General features: G+C 64.0%; 19 protein-coding genes. 7 read left to right on the forward strand and 12 right to left on the reverse strand.

The window, feature by feature from the left end:
- The 6 genes from NW75_RS04570 to NW75_RS25895 form a co-directional block, all read right to left on the reverse strand.
- Nucleotides 1–1055 (reverse strand): type IV secretion system protein (locus NW75_RS04570; protein WP_033964031.1); only part of this gene is annotated, 1055 nt, incomplete at its 3' end.
- Nucleotides 1031–3403, reverse strand: a complete 2373-nt coding sequence (locus tag NW75_RS04575) for a VirB4 family type IV secretion/conjugal transfer ATPase (RefSeq protein WP_033964032.1) — start codon at nt 3401–3403, stop codon at nt 1031–1033. The genes NW75_RS04575 and NW75_RS04570, both read right to left, overlap by 25 nt.
- 3 nt (nt 3404–3406) lie before the next feature.
- Nucleotides 3407–3694: a type IV secretion system protein VirB3 gene (locus NW75_RS04580; protein WP_033964033.1), complete on the reverse strand. Its 288-nt coding sequence runs from the start codon at nt 3692–3694 to the stop codon at nt 3407–3409.
- Nucleotides 3691–4026: a TrbC/VirB2 family protein gene (locus NW75_RS04585; protein WP_033964034.1), complete on the reverse strand. Its 336-nt coding sequence runs from the start codon at nt 4024–4026 to the stop codon at nt 3691–3693. The genes NW75_RS04580 and NW75_RS04585 overlap by 4 nt, the downstream gene beginning before the upstream one ends.
- Complete coding sequence (locus NW75_RS25890; protein ID WP_231564948.1) at nt 4023–4370, reverse strand: lytic transglycosylase domain-containing protein; 348 nt, start codon at nt 4368–4370, stop codon at nt 4023–4025. Before NW75_RS25890 ends, NW75_RS04585 begins: the two co-directional genes overlap by 4 nt.
- Nucleotides 4258–5538: a DUF4198 domain-containing protein gene (locus NW75_RS25895; protein ID WP_231564949.1), complete on the reverse strand. Its 1281-nt coding sequence runs from the start codon at nt 5536–5538 to the stop codon at nt 4258–4260. Before NW75_RS25895 ends, NW75_RS25890 begins: the two co-directional genes overlap by 113 nt.
- A gap of 274 nt (nt 5539–5812) precedes the next feature.
- Here NW75_RS25895 and NW75_RS24935 point away from each other — a divergent pair, with 274 nt between their 5' ends.
- Nucleotides 5813–6322, forward strand: a complete 510-nt coding sequence (locus NW75_RS24935) for a HupE/UreJ family protein (RefSeq protein WP_197057711.1) — start codon at nt 5813–5815, stop codon at nt 6320–6322.
- Nucleotides 6322–6804 carry a hypothetical protein gene (locus NW75_RS04605; protein WP_033964035.1) on the forward strand — a complete coding sequence of 161 codons (483 nt, stop codon included), beginning with the start codon at nt 6322–6324 and terminating at the stop codon, nt 6802–6804. The genes NW75_RS24935 and NW75_RS04605 overlap by 1 nt, the downstream gene beginning before the upstream one ends.
- 13 nt (nt 6805–6817) lie before the next feature.
- Here NW75_RS04605 and NW75_RS04610 read toward each other — a convergent pair whose 3' ends face one another.
- Together NW75_RS04610 and NW75_RS04615 are read right to left on the reverse strand one after the other, a co-directional pair.
- Nucleotides 6818–7402 carry an RNA polymerase sigma factor gene (locus NW75_RS04610; RefSeq protein WP_052192209.1) on the reverse strand — a complete coding sequence of 195 codons (585 nt, stop codon included), beginning with the start codon at nt 7400–7402 and terminating at the stop codon, nt 6818–6820.
- 119 nt (nt 7403–7521) lie between these two features.
- Nucleotides 7522–7989, reverse strand: a complete 468-nt coding sequence (locus NW75_RS04615) for a cupin domain-containing protein (RefSeq protein ID WP_197057712.1) — start codon at nt 7987–7989, stop codon at nt 7522–7524.
- A 238-nt stretch (nt 7990–8227) separates the two neighbouring features.
- Between NW75_RS04615 and NW75_RS04620 the strand changes: the two genes are divergently transcribed.
- From NW75_RS04620 to NW75_RS04630, 3 genes are all read left to right on the forward strand, one after another.
- Nucleotides 8228–8926 (forward strand): hypothetical protein, encoded by a 699-nt coding sequence (locus NW75_RS04620; RefSeq protein WP_137902755.1) that lies wholly within the window; start codon nt 8228–8230, stop codon nt 8924–8926.
- Between the two features lie 135 nt (nt 8927–9061).
- Nucleotides 9062–10639: a DUF4331 domain-containing protein gene (locus NW75_RS04625; protein WP_033964039.1), complete on the forward strand. Its 1578-nt coding sequence runs from the start codon at nt 9062–9064 to the stop codon at nt 10637–10639.
- Between the two features lie 26 nt (nt 10640–10665).
- A complete protein-coding gene (locus NW75_RS04630) occupies nt 10666–10914 on the forward strand; it encodes a hypothetical protein (protein WP_126845155.1) in 249 nt (82 codons plus the stop codon).
- A gap of 160 nt (nt 10915–11074) precedes the next feature.
- On the opposite strand, the gene NW75_RS04635 is transcribed toward NW75_RS04630, so the two are convergent.
- Entirely contained in the window at nt 11075–13231 is a 2157-nt protein-coding gene (locus NW75_RS04635; RefSeq protein WP_052192212.1) for a TonB-dependent receptor, read from the reverse strand.
- Nucleotides 13232–13405: 174 nt separating this feature from the next.
- On the opposite strand from NW75_RS04635, the gene nikR reads away from it, so the two are divergent.
- The gene (gene nikR, locus NW75_RS04640) at nt 13406–13879 is read left to right on the forward strand and encodes a nickel-responsive transcriptional regulator NikR (RefSeq protein WP_010406720.1); all 474 of its coding nucleotides are present in this window, start codon (nt 13406–13408) and stop codon (nt 13877–13879) included.
- 66 nt (nt 13880–13945) lie between these two features.
- On the opposite strand, the gene NW75_RS04645 is transcribed toward nikR, so the two are convergent.
- Nucleotides 13946–16258 (reverse strand): TonB-dependent receptor, encoded by a 2313-nt coding sequence (locus tag NW75_RS04645; protein WP_033964046.1) that lies wholly within the window; start codon nt 16256–16258, stop codon nt 13946–13948.
- A gap of 344 nt (nt 16259–16602) precedes the next feature.
- Here NW75_RS04645 and NW75_RS04650 point away from each other — a divergent pair, with 344 nt between their 5' ends.
- Complete coding sequence (locus tag NW75_RS04650; protein WP_231564950.1) at nt 16603–17610, forward strand: LacI family DNA-binding transcriptional regulator; 1008 nt, start codon at nt 16603–16605, stop codon at nt 17608–17610.
- Here NW75_RS04650 and NW75_RS25900 read toward each other — a convergent pair.
- Complete coding sequence (locus NW75_RS25900) at nt 17601–17996, reverse strand: HAD-IA family hydrolase (protein ID WP_231564951.1); 396 nt, start codon at nt 17994–17996, stop codon at nt 17601–17603. The genes NW75_RS04650 and NW75_RS25900 overlap by 10 nt on opposite strands.
- Nucleotides 17939–18232: a hypothetical protein gene (locus NW75_RS25905; RefSeq protein WP_231564952.1), complete on the reverse strand. Its 294-nt coding sequence runs from the start codon at nt 18230–18232 to the stop codon at nt 17939–17941. Before NW75_RS25905 ends, NW75_RS25900 begins: the two co-directional genes overlap by 58 nt.
- Nucleotides 18233–18250 lie beyond the last annotated feature (18 nt).

The following is an 18250-nucleotide window of genomic DNA, read 5'->3' on the forward strand; positions in this document are numbered from 1 at the left end:
CGGCAGCGCCGACGGCGGCACTGGTGCGCGCGGGGGGAGGCGAGCGCTTCCGGAGCTGGTGTGGACCGGGCCTGTGCGGGAGATGGCACCTGCGGCGCGGCAGGGGCCTTGCGCTCGGGCAAGCGAAAGCCGCGGAACACGGTGGCCGAGGCAATCAGCAAGCCCGTCGCTACCGCAGCGAACACCAGTACCAGCAGCAGGACGCTATAGGCGGTGTCAGCGTGCACCGCGCCAACCGCGCGCTGCTCGACCATCGCCGCCAGCGACGGTTCGAGTATCTCCAGCATCACCGCCAGCAAAAAGACCGTCATCATCGGGGCAAAGGCAAAGGCGAGCGTCGCGCGCAGCCACCCCTCGAACAGCCCGCGCGTCACGTCGAACAGCAACAGCGCGATGAAGATCGGGCCGATGGCCAGCAACACCCCCAGCACGACCTTGGTGGCGAGCAACAGGCCGAGGCTGAAAAACAGCAGCATGGAGGCGGCCGCCTTGAGCGCCAGCACCTTCACCCCGCCGCCCAGCAGCGGCAACGACTGTAGTGCGGCGATCTGCGGCACGGCGGCGAGCGGACCTGTCGGCTTGGCGGGCACCGGCGGGGCGGGCGCGGCGCTCAAAATATCGAAGGCGCGCTGCAACCGGTCGAAGATGTCGCCGCCGCTTGCGGTCGCCGAATCGAGATGCAGCATGGCGGTCGCGATCTGCGCGGTGCCGTCGAACAGCACGCGCACCACGATCGCCTGATAGGTGTCCCACTGCGTCGCGAAGGACAGGATCGCGGCGAGCTTCACTACCGACAGCGTCACGTCGCCAATACGCAAACCGCCCCGGCCCAGCATCAATTGATAGCCGATCAGCGCGACATACAGCGTCATCAGCGTGGTGAGCACCGCAGCAAAGCTGCCCCCGCTCTGGAACAGCCCATCATAGCCGGTGTGGACCAGCGCACGTACCTGACAATCGGTCACGCGCAGCAGCGCATGGACCAGATGGACATCGGGCGGGGCGGCGGGGCAGGCGTTCGACATGACGGTCAGGCCAGCAGCCGTGGCAGCCACTGCGCCGGATCGTCGCCAACCTCGGCGCGGATCGCATCGAGGCGGCGCACGCTGCTTTCGCGGCCCGACAGGATCGTCAGCAAATCGGGCATGCCGCCCAGATTGAGCCGGGCGATCACACTGTTATTGCCATGCTTTATCAGGAAGCAGCGCGCCGTGTCGGGCAGCGTGCGGATCAAGTCGAATTCATGCGCGGTCAGGCCGAAGCCGTCGCAATAATCGACCGCCTGCGCCTTGGGGTTGACCATGAAGATCTGCGTCGCGGCCTGTTCGATGATCGCGCTGGAAATCTGGCTCGCCAGCGCGTCCGATGCGCTTTGGGTGCAGAAACCGACGATACCGTTGCGCTTGCGGATCGTCTTTTCCCAATCCTTGATGCGCACCACGAACGCGGGATCGTCGAGCGCTTTCCAGCCTTCATCGATCACGATGATGCTCGGCGTGCCGTCCAGCCGCTGTTCGACGCGGTGGAACAGGTACATCATCACCGGCGTGCGCGCAGCGGGATCGTCGAGGATCTGCGTCATGTCGAAGCCGAGCGTCGCTACGTCGAGATCGAGCGCGTCTTCCTCATTGTCGAACAGCCACGCATAATCGCCCTTGCCGCACCACGCCGCCAGCCGCGCGGCGAGATCGAGCGTGGTCGGGCGTCCGCGCCCGCGGAACAGCTCGACGAAATAGCGCAGCCGCCTGAGCGCGCGCGGCTGGCTGAAATTGGCGTCGACTGCATCGGCGATGCGCGCCAGATCCTCCGCGTCGAGCGCGGGGCCAGTGCCCGACACGAGCTTCGCCACCCAATCACACAGAAAGCGCCGGTTGGCAGGGTTGTCCTCCAGCAACAGCGGGTTGAGCCCGGTCGGCTGGCCGGGGCGCAGCAAATCATAGCGCCCGCCAATCGCGCGCAGGAAAATCTCCGCGCCGCGATCCTTGTCGAAATAGACCGTGCGCGGCGACAGCTTCTGCGCCTGGGCGAGCAGGAAGCCCATCACCACGGTCTTGCCCGCGCCCGACGGGCCAATCACGGTGAAATTGCCAAGATCGCCCTTGTGGAAATTGAAATAATAGGGGCCAGCCGATGTCGTTTCCAACACCGTGATGGCAGGCCCCCAATGGTTGCCCTGCGCCGAGCCGGAGGGGAAACAATGGCCGCTGGCAAGGCTGGCGAAATTGCCGCTCGACACCAGGGCGCGCCTGGCGATGAATTTGAAATTGCCGGGGAACTGCGCCCAATAGGCGGCTTCGAGATTGACATCCTCGCGCACCGCGATCACGCCCAACTCGCTAAAGGCGGTCTGCACATCGGCGGCGGCGAAATTGAGCGCGTCGAGCGTGTCGGCCTTGACCATGACGGTCAGGTGATGCTCGCCAAAGCCCGATCGCCCCGCTGCGACATCGTCCTTGGCCGATGCCAGCTCGTAACGCTGGCTCAGCGCCTCATCATCGGCGGCCTTCATCCGGCGCAAAGCAAGGTTCATGCGGTCGAGCGTCGCTTGCCGATCGACAAAGGCGAAGCTCTCGCTCAGCACCATTTCGGCGGGCAAGCGCAGCAAATCATCGAACATGCCGGGCACGGTCTGCGCCGGATAATCCTTGATCGAAACCATCGCGGCGAAGCGACGCGGCGCATCGCCAGTGGCCGCGAGTTCGAGCGCGTCGGCACCGAAGCTGATCCGGCGATCGGGCAGATAATGGCCGAAATCGCCGCCCGGCTCGATCACCCGGCGAAGATCGCCGCCATAGAGCAAGGCGAGAAATTCGAGCGGTTCCGAACAGCGTCCGGCAGGCCCGGCATAGCTGGTGAGCAAGCGCGCGCCATAGGGTTCGAGCGAGGCGAGCAGAATGTCGCGCGCGGCGTTGAGCGCGACCAGATCGCGCATCCGCCGCGCATCGCTCTCCGCGCGCCCACTCCCCCGCAACAGATTTTGCAGCACCCCGATCCGCCCCGGCAGCGGACGCCGCACCAGCGTGATAAACAGGTCGTTGACGTAGAGTTTCCGGCTGGACAGCTTGGTGCGCCACGCGGTGTCGAGCGACTGGCTGAAGGGATCGGCAAAGGTCCCTTCGAACACCGGCTGCACTTCGCGGCGGACGACATGATGATACAGCGCGAAGCGCGCATCGGCGATGCCGCGCAGCATCGTGTCACGCAGGGTTTTGCGGTAATTCAGCTCCTCCGAATCCGCCGTTTCGAACGGGAAGCCGGTCAGCCGGACGACTTGCATCATCCGCCCGTCGCGCAGCTCGATCGTCGCATCGTCGAGTGCGCGGGCATAAGGCAAATACGCGCCCGCCGAGCGTTCACGGGCGAAGCTCGGGGGCTGGTCAACCGGGGAGGTGCGCGCCAGCATCGTTCAGGGACAGTAAGAGTTGCAACGCCAATAGGCGTGGTTGCGCCCGCGCGGGCATTGCGCGAGCTTGGTCATCCACAAATCGAAGAAGCGCGGCTCGCGCAGACACGCGAGATAGCCGCCCAGATGGATGACGAGCGACAGCAGCAGCACCAAAAACGATTTGGTGACGAGAAACGCCTCCATCGTGATGACGGCGTTGAGCACGAAGAAGCTGTAAGTGACGCCCGCGAACATTTGCGGGCGGGTCAGCGCACCGAACACTGGATCGCGGGCGAGCGGCGCGTTCACAGCCCTGGCCCTGTTGCGGCAGATTTGATTCCGGCGACGATCGCGGCGGCCCCGAACACGATGAAGCAGCCGAGGATCACCGTTGCGCCGCGCCGCCAGTCGATGCGGCCGGTGAGCATCCCCAACCCGGTCGCGCCGACCGCGATCACCGCCAGCGAGGTCGCCACCGCGCCGAGCAGCGTGCCCTGCACCCAATCGACCGCAGACACGATCACGCCCGATCCCGACGGGTCGAGCGAGGCGGATTGCGCGTGCGCCATCGTGCTCCACAGCAGGCCAAGGCCTGCCGCGACGGGACGCGCAAGAATAGGAGTGCGCCGAAGCGATATCATCGATCATTCCTCTGCTTGAACTTGGGGGCGACGCCCTCGACCGTGCTGCCGAGCCGCCCGAGCACCGCCCCGACATAAGCGCGCGTTTCACGGTAAGGCGGCACCCCGCGCCAGCGATCGACCGCACCCGGACCGGCATTGTAAGCGGCGAGACTGAGTACGAGATCGCCGCGATAGCGCCGCATCAACCGCGCGAGATACAGCGCGCCGCCCTGATAATTCTGTTCCGAATCATACGGGTTCACCCCCAATGCGCGGGCGGTGGCGGGCATCAACTGCATCTCGCCAATCGCGCCGGCGCGCGACACTACGCCGGCGCGAAAGCGCGATTCCTGCCACGCCACGGCTTCGATCAACGCTGGGCTGACCCCCGTCGCGAGCCCGGCGCGAGTGGCGGCTTGCGCGGTCGAGTTGGTGGAGGCGCGGGGTTCGCGCACCGGGGCCGGCGGCACGATCGCGCGACTGCCCTCGGCGGTGAATTGTGTCGGCCCGGTATAGACGCTGGTCTGGCCGTCGGTGCCGATTTCGATCACTTGCGCCGATACAGGCACGGCGAAGCCGAGCGCGGTCGCTGCCGCAGCTCTTATGCTCCACACGCCGCTTCGCGTCATCGTCTCGCGATCCTTCGCTGCGGGGCGATGGTATCGCCAACCGCGGTTGATAGCGCCCGGAGCCAGCCGTCGCCTTACGCGCGCGGCGCGACATCGGGGGCCGGGGATAGCCGAAGGTCAGGCTCGAAAATGTCGTTTCGAAATCCGCTTTGGGATTGCCCTTGATCGGCTTTGTCCAGATTACGTTGAGCTGCCAGTTTCCGATGCGCGGCACGCGAAATAAAGCGCGCCCGGCGGCGTCGGTCACATGCGTGGCGAGCGGACGTTCGTCGAAATCGAGGTTGTTCAGCTTGACCGTGCCGCCCGCCAGCGGCTTGCCTTCGTAAAACACGCGCACCGGTAAATCGGCCCCCGGCGGCAAGGTGTAGGGATCGCGCTCCAGCACCAGTTCCAGGCTGAGGCCGATGCGCCGGGTCGCCACGTCGGTGGCGGGCGCGTTGCCCACCTGGATCAACGCCTTGGCGCGACGCGAATACAGCTCGCGTCCGGGGGCATCGGTCATGCCGGTGCGTTGGCGCAGTGCGAGCGCGGGGGTTAATCCCTCCACCTTCAGATAATCGGTAAAGCGGATGCCGGGCAGTTCGCTCGGCGTCGCATTGGTCGCCAGCGCGTACAGATATTCGCCGGATGGTCCGAAATGGAGCGTGGTATCGGTCGTGGCCGACCCCAGCTTCAGCTCGGGGCGCCGGTCGCTGTGGCCGTCGGGGCCATACCGGTCGAACCGGGTGATGCGGTTCGCCTCGATCAGCGATTTCGAACGATAGCTGCCGTGCCCGACCAAAATCGACATGGTGGTGGTGCCGCCGGTCGGAACCCAGAAGGCGTTGGGCTGGATCCAGAAATCATGCGCCAGTGCCAGACCGGGCACCGCCAAAACGGCCACTGCGCCTAAGCGCCACATGGTCCCGCGACGCAGCTTCATCCGGCGCAAAGGCATCGATTTGGCGCGCTGGCCCGTAAGCCTGGCACATTCCCGGGCGACAAGGTTGGATAATGACACGGTCTGGAATTCTCCCAAGCGATGTTGTCTTTACGGAGCAGGGCCGGATTTTGGTGCAGCGCCGGGTAAACAATCCGGTCGCGCCCACACGCCCGTCGCCGCTTGTGCCGCTGGCCTGTGCGGTCACCCTGGCGAGCGTGCTCGCGACGCCGCCAGCGCGCATACCGGTACGGGTTTGGCGGGCGGGTTCGTTTCCGGGTTGCTCCATCCGCTCAGCGGAATGGATCATTTGCTGGCGATGGTGTCGGTCGGTCTGTGGGGCGCGATCCTGGGGCGACCGTTACTGGTCGCCTTGCCGGTGATCTTCCCCGCGATGATGGCGGGCGGGGCGATCCTTGGGATGGTCGGCGCGCCGGTGCCGCCGGTCGAGCTTGGCATCGCGCTGTCGGTGCTGATGCTGGGCATGGCGATTGCGTTCGGCCTGCGCCCGCCGGTGTGGCTGGCGTGTGTGATGGTGGGCGTGTTCGCGCTGTTTCACGGCTATGCGCATGGCCGCGAACTGCCGTCCGCCGCCGATCCGATCGGCTATAGCGCGGGCTTCGTGCTCAGTACCGGGCTGCTGCATATCGCCGGTATCGCGGTCGGGACCTTGAATGACACGCGGCGCGGCGCGCTGTTCGTCAAAGGTCTGGGCGCGGGCATTGGCGTGACGGGGTTGTATTTCCTGGCCCGCGTGTTGCTGTGATGCGCGACGGTCTGCTTCCATCGGCGATGCTGTGCGTCGCGCTGGCGCTGGCGCTGGGGTTCGTGCCGACCCGCATCTGGGGGATCGCTGTAGCGGCCTTGCTGTTCGGATGTGCCGCCGCCTTGCTGCTGCCGGTCACGCCCGATCACGCCGACGCAATTTTCCTGGGCTGCTGGGTCAGCACGGTGGTGCTGGCGGGCTGCGTCCATCTGCCCCGCGGCATGAACCGCGCCACCGCTGTGGTGCTGGGCCTTAACGCAGGCGTGTGGGCCTGTCTGGTGGCGCGTGTCGGCGGGGGCGCGGCAAACCTGCTGGTCGCGGTCCCGCTTGTGCTGTTGTGCGTTCCGGCGCGCTGGCTGGTGCTGACCGGGCGCGGAATCGCGCTGAAAGTGGCGGCAAGCTGGCTGCTGGCGATCGGGGTGATGGAAATGGTCCTGATGCTGACGCCGACGCCGGGCTACAAGCCCGATCACATGGAGTGAGCCTGGCTTGGCGTCAGGAGGACAGCGCCACTGCCTGATCGAAAAACACCCGCAATTGTTGCACCCCGCGCCGCATTCTCGCTTTGGCGGTGCCGACGGGGACGCAGAGCACCGTAGCCAGTTCCTCATGCGTGTAGCCATAGACCAAGGCGAGCGTCAGAACCTCGCGTTGCTTGTCGCCCAGTTTCGAAAAGCCGCTGAACATGTCGAGCCGCTCGATCACCGGGTCCGCAAGTGAGGCGATGTGGTCGACATGATCGGCAATGTCTTCCAACTGTGTGCGGTTGCGGCGGACATGGTCGATCGCCGCATTGCGCGCGATGCGCGATATCCATGCCATTGCCGGGCCTTTGGCCGGATCGAACTGCTTGGCCTGCGACCAGACGCGGACGAAGGTGTCCTGCGTCACGTCTTCTGCGATCACGGGCTGGCCGACGATCCGTAACGCAATGTTGAACAGGCGGCGGTTGGTTGCTTGATAGAGTGCGCGAAACGCGCGGTGGTCACCCGCGGCAGTGGCGCTGAGCAGTCGCGAAAGAGCGAGGTCGAACCTGTCGATGGCGGCGGTCTGTTCCGCAGTTTGCAGTGCACTCGACATGATACCCCCACCCGTCCCAAGATCGTGTCGGGCTGCCTGAAGGCACCGACATCCCCAATACGGGCGGGCAATCCGAAAGGATGCGGGGCGGGTGAGGCCGGTTAGGGTAACCCCGGGGATTATAGGTCGAACGGGTCGCCGGGCGTGTCTTCGTCAAGCGGGGCCAGCGGGCCACGAATATAGAGCAGCGCACCGTCGCGGCTGGTTAGCGTGCCGTGATCATGCCCGGTAAAGGCAATATGGAGATCGCCCTCGCGTGCGATGTCGCCATCGACCTCGATTTCGCCGGACAGGACCAGGCACTCCTCTACGGAGGCGTGCGAGTGCGGTGGCACCTCGGCACCGGGTTCAAGCTTCAGGTAATAGGACTCCCATCCGGCATTGGCATCGACATAGAGTTGGCGCTTCAGCACCTTCGGGCCGATGCTCAGCCACACAGCCGAGTCCTTGGTAATCGTTAAGCGCGGACGCGCCGCCACCAACGCGGCAATGCGCGCTTCGATTTGTTGCCAGCGGGGATCGCCACCGGAATCGACGGAAGCGGATGTATCCGATCGCCCGCGTTCGGGGCCCGCGTCTTCAGCCATCGTCATATTGAACCGGTACCCTTCACCCACTATTCCAAGGCTCTTACGCAAAATTTCCCAATTGCGATGCGCTACCATAGCCATGTCGCGCGATCCACATTCCGGTACGCCGTAACCCAGGGCCGCGCGGCTTCGGTGTGGCCATGGGCAAAGCATCCATTTGGTCGATCGCTTCGTAAACGCAGCATGATCTCATTCGGTCCCGCGAAGTGACGCGACAAGCATGTGGCGATCGACATTGTCATGGCCTGTGCAGGCGATAACGCGCCGTCGCCTGGCGGCGATCGGCATGTCGCTCTGCGTCATATCGTTCGAGCTGATCCTGGTCCTATGGGGATTTCCCGTTGGCACGTCGGTACTCCGTGCCGGAACCAGCCGCGCGAACGGCACATCGGCGCAGCTCTCGGTTTTCGAGCTCCCGGCAATCGCGACAGCACGCCCGGCAAAACGCACCACAAAGACGACGATACCGGAGCACAAGCCGGTCGAGCCCGCGCCGCATGCGGTGGCGCATATCGCGACCGATCCCGATCTCGCGGCGATGCAGGAACAGGATGAAGCCAGCCTCGCGGCTTTCGAACCGCTATCGGGGCAACACGGTTCGGAAGCGCCCTGTAGCCTGGCGCAGGATCTCGCGAGCGACCTCCAGGCCAACCCGCTTGCGCAGCGCGCGCTGGAGCGCATTCCGATCCAATCGACGTCGGTCGCTGGCGCATTGCTGCTGTGGGACGGTCGCTGGATCGTCGCCGAGGCAGATCCCGGCTCGGCGATGCTGCGGGAGATCGTGCTGCGCGAAGTGCTGGCTGCCAAGCCGGAATGCCTCGCCGCGTTGAACGTCGGCCCGCAGTTTCTGTTTATCAGAAGCGCCAGCAAAACGATCACGATCGTGATCGGCTCCGGCCAATGGCGCTGGGGCGACCTCACGACCAGCTCGTAATTTTTGCCACAATATTTTTAGCGGGGTGATCCGGATTTCGCACGGCTGCGTAACGAAGGTGCGGTCCCAATCGGGGATCGATCCATATCCCCGGAGATAGCAGTGAAAGCACGCACACGTAAACTCGTCGGGCTCATGTTGGCGACCACGGTCCTGGTGACCGATGCCTCCGCCAGCTTTGCCTCCAGCCACCGTGAAGCCCCCGGCATCACCAAGTCGCCGAAGACCGATTCGACCGACTTCTACATGTTCCGCAGCTACGAGCCCGGCCGGGATCAATATGTCACGCTGATCGCCAACTATCAGCCGCTGCAGGATCCGGGCGGCGGCCCCAACTATTTCACGATGGACCCCGATGCGGTTTATGAAATCCACATCGACAATGTCGGCGATGCCAAGGAACATCTGACCTATCAGTTCAAGTTCAGCAACACGCTGCAAAATGGCGGCCTGATGCTCAACATCGGCGGCACCAATGTGGCGACCGCGCTGCGCCAGAGCGGCCCGGTGACCAAGACCACCGACCCGAATACCGCCGAAGTCGAATCCTATACCGTTACGCTGATCACGGGCGATCGCCACACCGGCACCCGCGCTGCGATCACCAACGCCGCGGGTGGCGGGACGACCTTCACCAAGCCGCTCGACAATACCGGCGTGAAGACGTTCCCCGATTATAACAGCTATGCCAAGCAGTTCGTTTACAACGTAAACATTCCCGGTTGCGGCATGCCGGGTCGTGTGTTCGTGGGTCAGCGCGCCGAAGCGTTCGCGGTCAATCTCGGCGGCATCTTCGACATGGTCAACTTCGTGCCGATCGAGGGCGATTCGGCACCGGGCGCGGGCGACAAGGGCGGTTTTCCGCTGGGCATCACCCAGAACCGCGCGAATGACGAACTGGTCGGCAAGAAGAACGTCACCAGCATCGCAATGGAAGTTCCGATCAGCTGCCTGACGCCCCAGGGCAGCAACGGCGTGATCGGCGGATGGCAGACGGCCAGCCTGCCGCAGGCGCGTCTGGTCGATCCCAAGGCAAGCTATGCCGCGCCGACGCTGTCGGGTGGTGCGTACACCCAGGTGTCGCGCCTGGCGATGCCGCTGGTGAACGAGCTTGTCATCGGCCTGCCCGACAAGGACAAGTTCAACGCATCGGACCCCAAGGATGATGCGCAGTTCGGCACCTATGTCACCAATCCGACCTATCCCGAGGTGCTCAACCAGCTCTTCCTCGCGCCGGTAAACCAATTGGCCAAGGCGAACTTCAAGACGCTCGCTCCGACCAACTTCCCGCGTGCCGATCTTGTGGCCACCTTCCTCACCGGCTTCAAGAATTTGAACCAGCTCGGCACCGTCACGGCTTCGGAAATGATGCGCCTGAACACCAATGTTCCGGTCACGCCGCAGGCGAAGCAGGCCAATCTCGGCGTCGCAGCCGGCGATCTGGCCGGCTACCCGAACGGTCGTCGTCCGGGCGATGATACGGTCGATATCACGCTGCGCGTTGCGATGGGCGCGTTGTGCTACCCCGTGCCGATCGGCGCGAACGGTGCTCCGACGGATCTTGGCCTGTGCAAGCCCGGCGATGCCCCGACCGGACAGGTGCCGTATACCGACGGTGCGCCGATCAGCGCCAATGATGTGCAGGGAACCTTCCCCTATCTGAACGCCCCGCTGCCTGGGACGCCGCTCTCCGCGCACCGGGTTGGCCAGTGACCGCCGTCTCCGAAAGGAATGGAAGCATGAGAAAAATCGCGCTCATCCTGTCGGTCTCCGGACTGGCGCTCGGACTGGCCGGTTGTTCTGGGTATAACGCCCCGACGCCGACGCCAACACCCACGCCGACGCCAAGCCCGGCATTCCAGGAGCAATTCGGGACCGGATTCAACAGCGCCTTCCAGGCGTCGCCCAACGCGACCCCGGCGGCGGTTAAGCCCGGCGACATCATCCCGGTCGATCCGGCGGCGACACCACAAACCCTGCCGAAATGAACGGTTGGGTCGGGCCTTTGTGGCCCGGCCCGATTGTCCAAGGCGACGCCGCTGCGGTTCAACCGCAGCGGCCGTTTTTGTTATCTTCGGTTCGGGCCGAGCCTGTCGAAGCCCCATCCCCCTCTGGCAAATCTCATGCGGAGCCGGCCCTTCGACAGGCTCAGGGCGAACGGGGGACGCTAAAATCCGTAGCGCAAGCTGACGCGCACCTGGCGCGGTTCGACCGGGTGCAGGTGGTAATCGTCGACGCCGCCGCTCGCTTCGCCCTGCAGGCGCGAGGTGTAAAAGTAGGTGATGTCGCGTCTTTCGCATCGAACACGTTCAGGACATCGACGCCAAGTTTCAACCGGCCCAGCGTGTAATATCCCCCGAAATTGACGAGCGTGGTCGGCTGCGAGCGGGCGCTGCCGTCTTCGATCAGCGGCGCGCTGCCAAAGTGGCGCAACCGTACCGACCCGGTGATTCCGTGTCCGAAATCGACCGCCGCGCCGCCGGCCAGGACGTTGCCGACCGAATTGGGAATGCGATCCTGCCCGACCGCCACGTCGTGAAAGCGCGCATGGGTGAAGGCCGCCGATCCGTCGAGCGCGAGCCACGATGTCGGCCGCCAGAACAGCGTGGCCTCGGTTCCATAGCGACGGGTCGCGTCATTGGGTTCGGTCGTCCCGTCATCGCCCGAGAAGACCAGTTCAGACCCCAGCGTCAGATAATAGCCGACGATCGATGCGGTGAAGCGCTTATACTCCACGCGCGCGCCCAGCTCGACGCCGCGCGCCTTCACCAAAACCGGCAGGCGGTCGGCGGGCGCGCCGCTCTTCGGGTCTACCGTGATCGCGGCACCGCGCACGTCGTTGGAGTGAAAGCTCTCGCCATAATTGGCATAGAGTTCGAGATGGTCGGTCGCGCGCCACGCAAGCGCAGCCTTTGGCCCGAGGATGGTGTCGGATCCGCTTCCGGAATTGGCGGCCTGCGTTTGTGCGTGCACATCATAGCCGTAAAGGTCGCCGCGCAACCCGAGGACGAGGCGCAGGCGCGGGGTCAGGGCAGCAGTCGCCTCGCCATATAAGGCAGCGCTATATTCCTCCACCCGGTCCTGCCGCACGGTGCCGATCGGCACGCCCTTGACGGTGTGATACAGGCCGATCTTGCCGATATGATCGTAGCGCGTGTCGCCACCGATCACGAACGTCACGGGCAGGCCGGCGATGGTGGTCGGCATGGTGTGGCGGATCGACCCGCCGAAAACGCCGCGCTGGTCGCGCTGTTGAAACTCGTCGCCATTGACCGGATCATCAAGGAAATAGGTGAAGTTGGAGGTCAGGCGGAAGCGGTAATAGAGGCCGAAGAGCGAAACCTCGGTATTGTCGAAATGGCCGTTGCCGGTCAGCCCGATCCGCGTGGTTTCGCCGCCAAGAAAGGGATCGATATTGCCAAAGCGGCTGATCAAGCCGCTGTCGATCGCGCGGAGCGGCACTTGATCGGTGGAGTTCCAGGTCGCGTGATAGGCGGTCAAGCCGAGGCTGAAGCCGTCGCGCGTATATTTGGCAAGCGCATTCACCTTACGCAGCCGTTCCTTCAGCACCCACGGCCCATCGGACACCGTGCCATCGAGCCCGAGCAGCAGATCGCCGCCCGCCACCCCGGTGCTGCCCGCCGCCAACGCCCGATAATAGCCGAAACTCCCGGCGGTGACTTGCGCGATCGGCTGGGCGAGGTGGTCGGCGGTGGTGAATTTGACCGTGCCTGCGGCCGAAAAATCCCCGACATCGGCAAAATAGGGGCCTTTGCGATAGTCGATCCGTTCGACCAGCTCGGGAATGAGGAAATTGAGATCGAGATAGCCCTGGCCATGGCCGTGCGTGCGCATGTTGATCGGCACGCCATCGACGAACCCTGCGAAATCGGTGCCGTGGTCGAGGTTGAAGCCGCGCAGGAAATATTGATTGGCCTTGCCCGTGCCCGAATGCTGGGTCGCGATCACGCCCGGCACATTCTCGACCAACTCGCCAACCCGCGAGAGCGGTTTGTCCGCGAAATCCTTATAGCCGACAACACCCTGCGATCCCGAGGTGGCAATGCCGATCTGGGCGATGGCACGACCGTAGACGATGATGTCGTCGGGGTGCTGGGCGTCGGTCGGCGCCGGAAAATCGGGGGCTTGCGGCATATCTTGCGCGGCGGCGAGGTTCGTGACGACCGATTGCGCGATCAGCAAGGTGGCCGCCCCGCACAGCAGCTCCCGCCATTGTAGCGATCGCCCGGTGCCACGGTCCCGCGCGGCTTGGATCGCGCTTGCGGACGGGGTCTTTTGTGGCACGGGCGTTTCCCTTTTGTATGCAGTTTTTTAAAAAAGTTCACACGTGAAAGGGTACGTTTCGCGCCGTCGATTTGGTTGCCTCCGCTTGCAAAGAAATTCGGGGGAGCTGCGTTGGATAAAAATACCGTGCGGTCTCCCACTGCGATATGTGGGGACAATAGGAGCTCCCCAACGATGCAACGCGTCACCGTTTCGCTAGATCTCAGGATTGCGCCGCTGTTCGATGCGATGCTCAAGGAGCAGGGGTATCAGACGCGCTCGGAGGCAGTTCGCGATCTGGTGCGCGAGGCCGTGGAGACGCATCATCGCAACTCGACGACGGAGGGGGAGTGTGTCGCGAACCTTGCCTATGTCTATAGCCACAGCACGCGCTTGCTCGCGCAACGGTTGCTCGACATCAAGCATCAGCATCATGATCTCATCGTCTCGTCGACGCAGATCATTCTGGATCATACCAGCTTGTTCGAGACGGTTATTTTGAAGGGGCCGACGCTTGCCGTTCGGGCGCTGGCGGATTTGATCCGCGCGGAACGGGGCGTGCGTTTCGGCTCGGTCAATGTGGTGGCGGTCGAACCCAATGGCGATCACCACACCGAAGGCGCGCACCACCACGCCAGCAAAAGCCATTTGTCGCCACTGCACGGCTGAGCGGACCGGCCGCGCGCATAAAATGAGCGGCGCGCCGATGGTCGGCGCGCCGCTCGGCCGTCTTCATCAGAAGGCGTAGCTTACCGTGACCCGGTACGACCGCCCGAAGATCGGGCGCACGTCGGGCAGCGCGGCCCCTGGCCCGGCCAGGAAGCGCGGGTTGCCCTCGGTCAGGCCATGCGAGTTGGTCAGATTGTCGCCTGCTACCTGCAAGGTGTAGCCCTTGATCTTGGCGCGAAGCCCCGCGCTGACCGTCGCATAAGCAGGCAACAACTGGGTGTTGGCGAGATCGCTGTAGCGCTTCCCGATCGCTTCATAGGTGCCATAGAGCGTTAGGTCGCTGTCGTCCGCGATGCGGGTGGTATAGGTCGGCGTCACGCGAACCTGATAAGACGGAATACGTTGCGCATTCTTCCCGTCGATAGCCGGGATGCCTGGCGTGTCGGTCTTCGCATCTTCGAGCACGGCGTTGCCGGTAAAGCCGAGGCCGCTCGTATGATGGTAGGATGCGTCGAGCTCGATGCCCTTGGTCTTCGAACCTGCAATTTGCGGGGGTACGCCAACGTCATTGTACACCGCGCCCACGACCTCGTCATAAAAGCCGGTCAGTGCGGCCTCGAAACCGCCGCCGCGATACTTCACACCGCCTTCATAGGAGCGCACGCTCCAGTTCAGGTCGAGCCGCGGCCCGGTATTGCCGAGCTGTGACCGCACATCGTCGAACGACGGCGAGTGATACCCCTGCGATATCCGGGCATAGACGTCGAGATTGCGCAGCGCACGGTAGTTGACGCCGACGGTCCACGGCGTGGCTTCGCGGTGGATTTTCGCTGCGTTGGGGAGGCCGTTACCGGTGATGGTGAAATCGATATCGGTCCACTGGTGGCGCACCCCTGCGTCGATCCGCAGCGCTTCGGTGATGTTGAACGAATCCGACAGATAGACCGCGTTCACATCGGCGCGGCCGCGATCGGAAATGTCGAAGGCGGACAGGGTTCCATTATTGAGATTGACGAGATCGCCCGACCCGCCAACCTGCGCCCAGCGATTGCCGCCCAGACTCCATGCGTCATCCGAGGTGAAGTGCGAGAAATAATAACCGAGGTTGAGCGTATTGGCACCGCGCTTGAAGTTCAGCACTGCTTCATTCGAAACGTTTTGCAGCTTCTTTTCGACCAACCACGATCCGAATTGCTGGACATAATCGGTCGCGGCAAGCGTTTGCCCGGTATTGAGCGTGCGCACCGTGGTCTGGCCGGGCGTGCCGGCAGTCGCCAGGGCGGTCGCAACCGTTACCGCGCCTGCCCCCGCCGGAACCAGGCCAGCCGTGCGCAGCGTGCCGCTGGTGAAACCAAACCGGTCGGTGACCGACAGGCCGCCGCCGAAATCGTAATCGAGGCTGGCACCGGTTACGACGCCCTTCCAGCCGCGCCCCTGGGCGAGATCGACTCGCTCGGTCGCACCGCTGCCCGCCGCACCGGGCGAAATGATCGTCGCATAGCGGGTATATTGGTTGAGCTGGTTGTAGCGCCCCAGATCGAGACCCGGCACGTTGGCCGCGAACGGCAGGAACCATTCACCGTGATCGTCGGTGTAGCGCGCGAAAATGTTGAATTTGCCGCCCGCGAACTTCTTGGTGATGTTCGCGGTGAATTGCTGGCCCTTTTCGGTGTCGAACCCAGCGCGTCGCACGCTGTCCCCGCGCGAAATATAGCCGCCGACCATGTAATAGAGGTCGTCCGCGACCTTGCCGCTGAGATAGCCGTCGGTTCGCCAGGCGCTATAGTCGGTGATCGACGCGCCGATGCTGCCATGCGTCACTTCGCCGCCTTCACGCAGGCGCAAATTGGTGGTGAGACCGGCCTGGCCGTCCGAATAGAGCGACTGCGGGCCGCCATTGACGCCCTCGATTCCGGCGACGGTCTCGTCGATCCGGACCAACCCCGTCTGGTCCATGAAGGAGAGGCTGCTGACCCCGTAGACCGGGATCCCGTTGAACTGCAGCGTCACGAACGGTGCGTCCCCGGTGCTGGGGATGCCGCGCACGAAGATGTTGGAGGTGCCGACGCCGCCAGAGCTTTCCACCCAGACGCCGGGAATCGATTTGAGCGCGTCGCCCGAACTCTTCGGGGCCTGCAGCTTCAAGTCGTCGGCGGAAAGGGTGGTGATCGAGTAACCGGCCTCGAGCTTGTTGATTCCGCTGCCCGCGGGGCGCCCGGTGACGACAATGTCGGTTTGGTCGGCTGTGTCAGCCGGTGCGCTGACCGCTGGTTGCGCTGTCGGCGAAGGGACGTCCTGGGCGGCAGCGGGGCTGGCCAGTGCGATCGCCAGCGCGACCCCCGAAACGGCGACCAAAGAGCGATTGCGCGAAACTTTCATCTTCCTCTCCCTCACGCCGCATTCCTGCTCGGGAACCGGCTATGACAGGAGGGATACACGTCTATGAATTGCATTTCAATGGTTTGTTACAGTTCGCGGAATGTTGAAAAATATGGCGACAAAACAATCGTATAAGGCGCTAGCGTTGCCGCTCGACCTGCCAGGGCCGGGGTTTGGCGGGGCAAACCCAAACGGCAGCTCGCCCGCTTCGTGAGAAGCACGTGTTGCATCACCTTCCCGTCCATGCGTATTTCATCGCATTCAGGCGGGGTGGGCAGTTTCACCGTCTATCGGGAATCCGTTTCAACGACCGCCTGCCTGCCCGGGAAATGAGGAGCCCTGTCTTGCGTCGACGCGCCATGGATTTGAACATGGGGGACATTGCCCAGCTTGCGAACGTGTCAAAGCCAACGGTGTCGCGCGTTCTCAACAACAGCCCGCTGGTCAATGCGGAAACGCGCGAGCGTGTCCTGCGCGTGGCGCGCGAACATGGCTATGCGATCAATCGCAACGCACAGAAGCTGCGGCAGGCGCGTAACGACACTGTCGCGGTGGTGCTCGATTTCGGATCGCATCGCGCGGGGCGGATTGCCGACCCGTTCATCTTTGAATTGCTGGCAGGCGTTTCGGAGGCATTGTCGGTCCGCAACCAGGACCTGTTATTGTCGCCCCCCAGCCTCACCGACGTGCAAAGCCATCTCGACCTGATCAGTTCGCGCGTGGCGGACGGCTTTATTTTCCTCGGCCAGGGTGTGCGCGAACCGATGCTGCGCGATCTTGCGCGCGCCGGTGCGGCGTTTGTCGTGTGGGGCGGGGTCGATCCCAAGGAACCCTATTGCTCGGTCGGCAGCGACAATCGGCTTGGCGGGCAGCTTGCCGGTGAGCTGTTCGTCAAACGCCAGGCCAAACGCTGGTTGTATGTCGGCAACATCGCCCATTCCGAAATCCGCATGCGCTTCGACGGCCTGCGCGAGGTTGCCGCCAAGCATGGCGATGTCAGCGTCGCGCATCTCGATGTCGAGCAGATGGCTTATGCCTCCACCTATCAAAGCATGGTGGCGTGGCTGCACAAGAATCCGCCGCCCGACGCCGTTTTCGCCTTTTCGGATACCGCCGCGATCGCGATCGTTGCCGCGTTCCGCGAATTCGGACTGGAAGCGCCGACCGACTACGCATTGTGCGGCTACAACAACATTCCACCCGCCGCCGATTTCACGCCCGCGCTGACGACGATCGAGCAGGAAACCCATTTGGCGGGCGCAATTCTGGTCGAAAAGCTGATGCAGATCCTCGAAGGCGGCAGGCCCAAATCGAGCCTGTTGCCGACGCGGCTGATCGTCCGTCAGACCTGAGGCGCGCTCGGGGACAGCCGCAAAACGCGGTCGAGATCGACATCGGCGGTTGCCGCGAAGACCAAATCGGCTTTGGCCAAAATCTCGCGGTCGCCAATCCCGATCGCCACCATGTTGGCGGACTTGATCGCGTCCACGCCGGCCGCCGCGTCCTCAAAGCCGACACACTCGGCCGGCCCCACGCCCAAGCCCGTTGCGCAAGCAAGAAAGATGTCCGGCGCAGGTTTCGAGTGCGCGACTTTTGCCGCATCCGCGATAAAATCGACGGCGCGCGAGAGCCCGGCCCGCTCCAGCACGACCGTGGCATTCCGACTGGCGGAGGCGACCCCTAGCAGCAACCCGCGTTCGCGCGCCTGCGCCAGCAATGCCGCAGCACCGGGCAGCACGTCGCGTCGCTCATCGTCGTCAGGGCATCGAGGTAGAAGCCGTTCTTGCGGGCGGCGAGGTGCTCTTTCGCGGGCAGGTCCAGCGTGCGGCCCCCAAGCCGCAGGATGTGCTCGAGCGACCCCATGCGATCGACGCCCTTCAGCGCTTCATTATCGTCCGCGTCGAAGGGAATATCGAGTTCATCGGCGATCCGTTTCCACGCGACGAAATGCAGACGCGCGCTGTCGACCAGCACGCCATCCAGATCGAAAAG

The organism is Sphingomonas sp. Ant H11 (assembly GCF_000797515.1).
GTDB lineage: Bacteria > Pseudomonadota > Alphaproteobacteria > Sphingomonadales > Sphingomonadaceae > Sphingomonas.